Source organism: Roseicyclus sp., from assembly GCF_052168335.1.
Taxonomy (GTDB): domain Bacteria; phylum Pseudomonadota; class Alphaproteobacteria; order Rhodobacterales; family Rhodobacteraceae; genus Roseibacterium.
This window is the reverse complement of sequence record NZ_JBQLZP010000489.1, coordinates 1-6,945: the sequence shown is the minus strand read 5'-3', so window position 1 is coordinate 6,945 and position 6,945 is coordinate 1. Positions and strand designations below refer to the sequence as shown.

Sequence of the window (6,945 nt, the reverse complement as noted above, 5' to 3'; positions counted from 1 at the left end):
GGCGCCATCGCGGCGGATTTCGGCGGCACCGGCTTCGTCTTCACCACGCGCGAGGAGGAGCGCAACCGCCTCTGGCAGGCGCGCCACGACGCCTACTGGGCGAGCCTCGCGCTCAGGCCCGGGGCGCGCGGGATCTCCACCGATGTCTGCGTGCCGGTCTCGCGGCTCGCCGATTGCGTGACGGCGGCGCAGGAGAAGACGGCGGAGCTGGGCTTCATCGCGCCGGTCGTGGGGCATGTGGGCGACGGGAACTTCCACGTGCTCCTCCTCATCGACACGGAGGACGGGCAGGAGGTGGCGCGGGCCGAGCATTTCGTGGGCTGGCTGAACGAGCTCGCCATCTCGATGGACGGAACCTGCACGGGCGAGCACGGGATCGGGCAGGGCAAGGCGCCCTATCTCGAGAAGGAGCTCGGACCCGGCGCGATGGCGGCGATGGCGGCGATCAAGGCGGGGCTCGACCCGCTCAACATCTTCAACCCGGGCAAGATCAGGCTGCCGGTGTGAGCCGGCCGCCGGGGCGGGGCGTGGCGGCGGGGGAATACGTCTCGGTCTCCTCGCAGGCGGACGTGGAGCGCGCCGACGTGGAGCGCGAGCGGGCGGAGCTGACGGCGCGGCCGGAGGCGGAGCTGGCCGAGCTGAAGGGCATCTGGATGGCGCGCGGCCTCGACGCGGAGCTGGCGGGGCGGGTCGCCGCGCAGCTGACGCAGGCCGACGCGCTCGGGGCGCATGCGGGCGGGGCGCCGCGGCTCCGGGCGGCGGGGCGCGTCCTCCTCTGGGGCGTGATCGCGATGGCGGCCACCGGAGCGATCGGGCGGCTCGTGGGAATGTCGGTCTAGGCCACGGGCCTCAGGATGTGCCAGGCGTGGCCGTCGAAGCCCTCGACACGGTCGCCGTCGATGTGGATCAGGCGTGCGGGCGATCCCTCGGCCAGCCGGTTCGGCGTGCCGGTCAGAAGGCGGTGCGGACGGTCGAAGCCCATCGGCATGACCTCGGCGAGCGGCCGCCCCGTCACCCGCGCGATGTGGCGTAGGCCCTGCATCAGGCTGATGTCGGCGCCCGCGAGCGTGCCGTCGCCGAGCGTCAGGCGGCCGTCGCGGCGGTGGACCTCGCGCCCCGAGAGGACGAAGCTCTCGCGGCTCGTCCCGGTCACGGCCATGGCGTCGGAGACCGGGATCGCGCCCTCGGGCCGCGCGGCGAGCGCAACCTTCAGCGCCGCGTCGGCGACGTGGTGGCCGTCGGGGATGAGGCCGAAGACCTCAGCCCGCGTCAGCGCCGCCCCGACGAGGCCGGGCGCGCGGTGATGGAGGCCCGACATGGCGTTGTAGAGATGCGTGGCCATGCGCGCGCCCGCGGCGAAGGCCGCCTCCGCCGCCTCGCAGGTGCAGGCGCTGTGGCCGAGGGAAACGACGATCCCGGCGCGGGCCAACTCGCCGATCTGCGCCGTCGTGGCGCGTTCGGGGGCGAGCGTGATCATCAGCGCGCCGGTGCGCGACTTCGCCTCGATGGCGCGGGCCACGTCCTCCGCCGTCATGTCCCGCAGCCGCGTGGGGTCGTGGGCGCCGGGCGTGGCGATGTGCGGCCCCTCGAGGTGGAGGCCGAGGATGCCGCTGTCGGCGCGGCGCGCGGTCTCGACCAGGCGGACGACGCGGGCGGTGATCTCGGGCGTGTCGGAGATCAGCGTGGGCAGGATGCCGCCCGTCCCGAGGCGGCGGTGCGCGGCGAGAATCTCGAGCACGTCGCCGGGGCTTTCGCACGCGCCGAGCATCCTGCCGCCGCCGCCGTTCACCTGGAGGTCCAGAGGCGCGGGGCAGAGCACCGGGGCGCCGTCGCGCGCGCGGCCCGGACGGATCGCGGCGATGCGGCCCTCGGCCACGTCGATGTCGACGCCGCGCCGCCAGCCCTCGCCGTCGAGGAGGTCCACGCCGCGGAACTTCACGGCAGCCCCCGCGCGAGCGCCAGTGCCCCGTCGAGCGGGCGGCCGAGCGCGGGCCTCAGCCCCTCGCGCAGGGTCGCGGGCAGATGCGGCGCGAGGAGGTCGCCGAGCCCTCCGGTCACGACGAGGGGCGCGCCGGGCGTGTGGTCGAGGTCCGCCAGCCCCTCCTCGAGCGCGGCCATGACCTCGCCGATCAGCCGTTGGCCGAGCGGCGTTTCCGCATGGGCGAGCACGACGCGGGCGACCTGCGCGAAGTCGCCGGGGCTGGCCCCTCGGGCGAAGAGCACGGGGTTTGGCGGGGCGGCCTCCATCAGCGCCGCGGCGAGCGGGTCGGGCGGCAGCCGCCCGTCCGCGACGCGGAGCGCGAGCGACAGCGCGCGCCGCCCGAGCCAGGCGGCCGAGCCCTCGTCGCCGAGGTGGAAGCCCCAGCCGCCGACATGCCGCACGCCGTCCGCCGTCTTGCGGACGAAGAAGGAGCCGGTCCCGAGGCTCGCGAGCGACCCCTCCGCCCCGCCGAGCGCGCCCTCGAGCGCGGTGACGCTGTCATCGACGACGTACGCCAGGAAGGGCAGGCGCGTGGCGAAGGCATCCGCGACGCCCGGAAGCCGCCCGCCCGCGAGCCCGGCGCAGACCCGCGCGCTGCGCATGTCGTCGAGGCCGAGGCCGTGCTGCGCGAGCGCCTCGATCACCGCCTCGCGGATCGCGGCCTCGGCCGCCGCCGGATCGGTGACGATGTTGGCGGGGCCGCCCCGCGTCTCCGTGACCGGGCCGCCATCCACCGACAGCGCGACGCGGCAGCCCGTGCCGCCGCCGTCGATGCCGATGTCGAGCCGCCCCGCCATGCTCAGAGCGTCACCGCCTGGCCCGTGGCGGCCGATTCCTGCGCGGCGAGGCCGATGCGCACGGCCCTCGCGCCGTCCTCGAGCGTGACCTCGGGCCGCCGACCCGTCCGCACCGTCTCGAGGAAGCCGCGGTGCTGGTAGTAGGTCGCGCCGTTGTGGTCGCCCGCCGCAAGAAGCGCGGGGTCCACGGGGATGTCGATGCGCCGCGGCCCAGTGGGCTGGCGCGGGCTGACGATCAGGTGCGGCACGGGATGCGGGCCGATGTCGAAGTTCCAGAACCGCGTGGGCCCCGGCACGAAGGCCTGGAGCTTGCCCTCGGGCCCCACGGCCGAGATCTCCTCCTGGTAGTCGGAGCCTTCGGCGAACATGCAGAGCTCCAGCATCGCGCGCGCTCCCTTCGCGAAGTCCACGATGACGTAGCCGTGGTCCCAGATGTCGGGCACCTCGCCGCCGTAGCGCTCGTCGAGGTGGTTCACGGCCTGTCCCGCGCTCGCCATGACGCGCACGGGCTCGTCCCGCAGGATGAGGCGCATGAGGTCGAAGAAGTGGCAGCACTTCTCGACCAGCGTGCCGCCGGTGTTGCGGTTGAAGCGGTTCCAGTCGCCGACCTTCGGCAGGAAGGGGAAGCGGTGCTCGCGGATCGTCAGCATCCGGATGCCGCCCGTGGCCGCCTCGGCCATCTCGCGGAAGCGGGCGATGGGCGGCATGTAGCGGTATTCCATCGCGACCCAGATCGGCGCGGGGAAGTCCCGCGCGATCTCGCGGAGCGCCGCCTCGTCCTGCCGCCGGGTGAAGAGCGGCTTCTCGACCAGCACCGGCAGGGGCCGCGTCGCCGCCACGGTCCTGAGCTGGGGGATATGCATGTGGTTGGGCGAGGCGATGACCAGCGCGTCCACGTCGTTCCGCGCCAGGAGGCCCGGCAGGTCGGGGCAGGACGTGGCCCCCGGCGCCAGCGTCCGCGTCGCCGCCGCCATGCCTTCGTCGGGCTCGACGAAGGCCGCGATCTCCGCCTCCGGCAGGAGCGCGATGTTGCGGATGTGTTCCTGCCCCATCATGCCGCAGCCGACGATGCCGTATCGGGTCATCCCGTTCCTTCCTCCCTCGGACGTGCGCGGGGCGCGGTCATGGCACCCTCGCGAAATAGCGTGCGCGCTCGGGGTCGAACCAGGTCCGGGACGTCTCCGCCAGGGCGCCGTATTGATCGAAGCTCCGCCGCTCGACAAGCCCCATCGGATGCCCCGGCGCGCGGTGGAAGTCGCGCGGCGTCCAGTCGGGCAGGGGTGCTGCGCTCACCCGGTCCTCGGCGTGGCCGATGACGAGGTCGAGCCGCTCGGCATAGGTGCGGTAGAGCGATTCCGAGACCTGCTCGGGCCGGAGCGGGCCGAAGCGGGCGTCGAGCCAGATCTCCTCCACCGCCACCGGCAGGCCGTCGAGCGAGCGGATGCGCCGGAGCCGCGTGGCCAGATCGCCGGCGAGGGGCGAGCCCTCGGGCTTCGGCAGGGTCTCGAGCGACAGGAGCCGCGCGGTCGGCAGCCCGCCGCCATCGGGCACCGCCTCGAGCCGGAAGAGCGCGTAGGTCCCCACGTCGCGCCGCGCGGCGCGCACGTAGTTGCCCGAGCCTTGCCGCCGTTCGATCAGACCGCGCTCCGTCACCACGGCCAGCGCCTTGCGCAGCGTCATCATCGAGACGCCGTGCGCCTCGGCCATGCGCCGCTCGGGCGGCAGGCGCGTGCCCGCGGCGAGGCGGCCCGCGCCGATGTCGATCGTCAGGCGCTCGGCGATGCGGAGATAGGCGGGCAGGGCGCCCGGATCGGGCTCGGCCATGGCGGGTGCGGCGGTCATGCGGGCCCCGGCCTCCCTTCCGTGGCAGCGCGATTGTTATACCATTGATCTACCAGCTCGGCGGCGCTACGCAAGAGGCGTTCATCCGCTTCGGGAAGGGAGGCCCGCGCGAGACATGACCGTCGTTCCCATCACGTCCCCCGATCTCGATGCCGCCGAGGTGTCCTGGTTCGCGGCCCTCTGCTCCGACGACTACCGCTTTCTGGGTGTGCCCGAGGGCGACCTGCGCTCGTCCTGGGCGCATTGCTCGGCGATCCTGAAGGAGGCGGAGCGCCAGGGCTTCCGCAACATCCTCTGCCCCTCGTCCTACCAGGTCGGGCAGGACACGCTGTCCTTCGTGGCCGCCGGCAGCCAGGTGACCGAGCGGATCAACTTGCTGGCTGCCGTCCGCTGCGGCGAGATGCAGCCGATCATGCTGGCGCGCACCATCGCCACGCTCGACCACATGCTCGAGGGGCGGCTGACGGTGAACATCATTTCCTCCGACTTCCCCGGCGAGAAGGCGGACAGCGCGCTGCGCTACCGCCGCTCGCGCGAGGTGGTGGAGATCCTGAAACAGGCCTGGACCGAAGACCAGATCAACTACACCGGCGAAGTCTATGACTTCAAAGGTGTCTGGACCGATCCGGCCAAGCCTTTCCAGACCGGCGGGCCGCTCCTCTACTTCGGGGGCTATTCGCCCGATGCGCTGGAACTCTGCGGCCAGCACTGCGACGTCTACCTGATGTGGCCCGAGCCCAAGGAGCAGATCGCCGAGCGCATGAAGGCCGTCAACGAAGTGGCTGAAAGATATGGACGCACGCTCGACTACGGCCTCCGCGTCCACGTCATCGTGCGCGACACCGAGCAGGAGGCGCGCGAGTATGCCGAGCACCTCGTCTCGAAGCTCGACGACGAGCTCGGCAAGCTGATCCGCGAGCGGGCGCATGACTCGGGCTCGCTCGGCGTGAGCCACCAGGCGCGCGCGCGCGAGCTCGCCGACCAGTTCGGCTATGTCGAGCGGCACCTCTGGACCGGCATCGGCCGCGCGCGCTCGGGTTGCGGCGCGGCGATCGTGGGTTCGGCCGACCAGGTCCTTTCGGAGATCGAGGAGTACCGCAGGATGGGCATCCGCGCCTTCATCTTCTCGGGCTACCCGCATCTCGACGAATGCCGCCATTTCGGCCGCCTCGTCATGCCGGAGCTCGCGACCTGCTCGCTGCCGCAGGCCTATGGCCGCGTGCCCGCATCGACCCCCGCAACGCCCCTCGGAACAGGAGTGAGACGCTGATGGACCGGATCGCAGTCGGAGGCCTCGAGTTCTCCCGCATCGTCTACGGCATGTGGCGCCTCGGCGACGACGCCGACACCTCGCCCGCCCATGTCGAGGCCAAGGTCGAGGCCTGCCACGCGCAGGGCATCACCACGATGGACCAGGCCGACATCTACGGCGCCTACGGGGCGGAGGCGCTGCTCGGCGCCGCCTTCCGGGCGAGCCCGGGCCTCCGCGACCGGGTGGAGCTGGTGACGAAGTTCGACATCGTCGCGCCCATCGGCCGCAACTCGGGCGCGCGGGTCAAGCACTACGACACGAGCGCGCCCTATCTCCGCCAGGCGGTGGAGACCTCGCTGAAGGACATGGCCACCGACCGGATCGACCTCCTCCTCGTCCACCGGCCCGACCCGCTGATGGACCACGAGGAGACGGGGCGCGCGCTCGACGAAATGGTCGCGGCCGGAAAGGTGCGGGCCGTCGGCGTCTCGAATTTCCGGCCCTGGGACTGGGAGCTTCTGCAATCGGCGATGTCGACGCCGCTCGCCACCAACCAGATCGAGCTGTCGGTGATGCATCTCGACCCGTTCACCAACGGCGATCTCGCCTTCCACCAGCGCCACGGCCATCCGGTCATGGCGTGGTCGCCGCTGGCCGGCGGGCGCCTCTTCGGGGCGGAGGGGACGCGCGTGCGCGAGGTGCTGACGCGGCTCGGCACCGACCGGGGGGTGGACCCGGCGGATGTCGCCGTGGCCTTCCTCCTCCGGCATCCCGCCAAGATCCTGCCGGTGATGGGGACGAATTCGCTCGACCGCATCCGCAGGCTGTCCGTGGCGGCGGGCGTGGAGTTGTCGCGCGAGGACTGGTTCGAGATCTACACCGCCGGGCTCGGGCGCGAGGTGGCCTGAGCGCGGCCCCCGAGGGGAGGAGCCGCCGATGATCTGCTGTGTCCGCTGGCAGCGCGCCGAGGGGGCGCTCGTCCTCGTCGCGTCGGCGCTGCTCTACCTGGCCGGGCCGGAGGTCCTGCCGTGGTGGGCCGCGCTCCTGGTCTTCTTCGCGCCGGACCTGAGCTT

8 protein-coding genes are annotated in these 6,945 nt (G+C 72.7%); 4 read left to right on the top strand and 4 right to left on the bottom strand.

The window, feature by feature from the left end:
* Together ACTS11_RS15100 and ACTS11_RS15095 are read left to right on the top strand one after the other, a co-directional pair.
* On the top strand, positions 1 to 507 hold a 507-nt coding region (locus ACTS11_RS15100; RefSeq protein ID WP_442641125.1), incomplete at its 5' end, for an FAD-binding oxidoreductase.
* Positions 504 to 839 carry a VIT1/CCC1 transporter family protein gene (locus ACTS11_RS15095; RefSeq protein WP_442641124.1) on the top strand — a complete coding sequence of 112 codons (336 nt, stop codon included), beginning with the start codon at positions 504 to 506 and terminating at the stop codon, positions 837 to 839. The genes ACTS11_RS15100 and ACTS11_RS15095, both read left to right, overlap by 4 nt.
* On the opposite strand, the gene ACTS11_RS15090 is transcribed toward ACTS11_RS15095, so the two are convergent.
* The 4 genes from ACTS11_RS15090 to ACTS11_RS15075 are packed head-to-tail and all read right to left on the bottom strand — an operon-like array spanning position 836 to position 4,620.
* Positions 836 to 1,939: an N-acetylglucosamine-6-phosphate deacetylase gene (locus ACTS11_RS15090; RefSeq protein WP_442641123.1), complete on the bottom strand. Its 1,104-nt coding sequence runs from the start codon at positions 1,937 to 1,939 to the stop codon at positions 836 to 838. The genes ACTS11_RS15095 and ACTS11_RS15090 overlap by 4 nt on opposite strands.
* Entirely contained in the window at positions 1,936 to 2,778 is an 843-nt protein-coding gene (locus ACTS11_RS15085; RefSeq protein WP_442641122.1) for a BadF/BadG/BcrA/BcrD ATPase family protein, read from the bottom strand. Before ACTS11_RS15085 ends, ACTS11_RS15090 begins: the two co-directional genes overlap by 4 nt.
* A gap of 2 nt (positions 2,779 to 2,780) precedes the next feature.
* Complete coding sequence (locus ACTS11_RS15080; protein WP_442641121.1) at positions 2,781 to 3,863, bottom strand: Gfo/Idh/MocA family protein; 1,083 nt, start codon at positions 3,861 to 3,863, stop codon at positions 2,781 to 2,783.
* 37 nt (positions 3,864 to 3,900) lie between these two features.
* On the bottom strand, positions 3,901 to 4,620 hold the full coding sequence (locus ACTS11_RS15075) for a GntR family transcriptional regulator (RefSeq protein ID WP_442641120.1): 720 nt from the start codon (positions 4,618 to 4,620) through the stop codon (positions 3,901 to 3,903).
* A 115-nt stretch (positions 4,621 to 4,735) separates the two neighbouring features.
* Between ACTS11_RS15075 and ACTS11_RS15070 the strand changes: the two genes are divergently transcribed.
* Both ACTS11_RS15070 and ACTS11_RS15065 read left to right on the top strand, forming a co-directional pair.
* The gene (locus ACTS11_RS15070; RefSeq protein WP_442641119.1) at positions 4,736 to 5,890 is read left to right on the top strand and encodes an LLM class flavin-dependent oxidoreductase; all 1,155 of its coding nucleotides are present in this window, start codon (positions 4,736 to 4,738) and stop codon (positions 5,888 to 5,890) included.
* Complete coding sequence (locus ACTS11_RS15065; protein WP_442641118.1) at positions 5,890 to 6,780, top strand: aldo/keto reductase; 891 nt, start codon at positions 5,890 to 5,892, stop codon at positions 6,778 to 6,780. The genes ACTS11_RS15070 and ACTS11_RS15065 overlap by 1 nt, the downstream gene beginning before the upstream one ends.
* The last annotated feature ends 165 nt before the right edge of the window (positions 6,781 to 6,945 follow it).

What these genes read in the sequence shown, in the direction of transcription:
- ACTS11_RS15070 (WP_442641119.1), top strand. Translation starts at nt 4,736, where the DNA reads ATGACCGTCGTTCCCATCACGTCCCCCGATCTCGATGCCGCCGAGGTG.
- ACTS11_RS15065 (WP_442641118.1), top strand. Translation starts at nt 5,890, where the DNA reads ATGGACCGGATCGCAGTCGGAGGCCTCGAGTTCTCCCGCATCGTCTAC.
- ACTS11_RS15075 (WP_442641120.1), bottom strand. Translation starts at nt 4,620, where the DNA reads ATGACCGCCGCACCCGCCATGGCCGAGCCCGATCCGGGCGCCCTGCCC.
- ACTS11_RS15080 (WP_442641121.1), bottom strand. Translation starts at nt 3,863, where the DNA reads ATGACCCGATACGGCATCGTCGGCTGCGGCATGATGGGGCAGGAACAC.
- ACTS11_RS15085 (WP_442641122.1), bottom strand. Translation starts at nt 2,778, where the DNA reads ATGGCGGGGCGGCTCGACATCGGCATCGACGGCGGCGGCACGGGCTGC.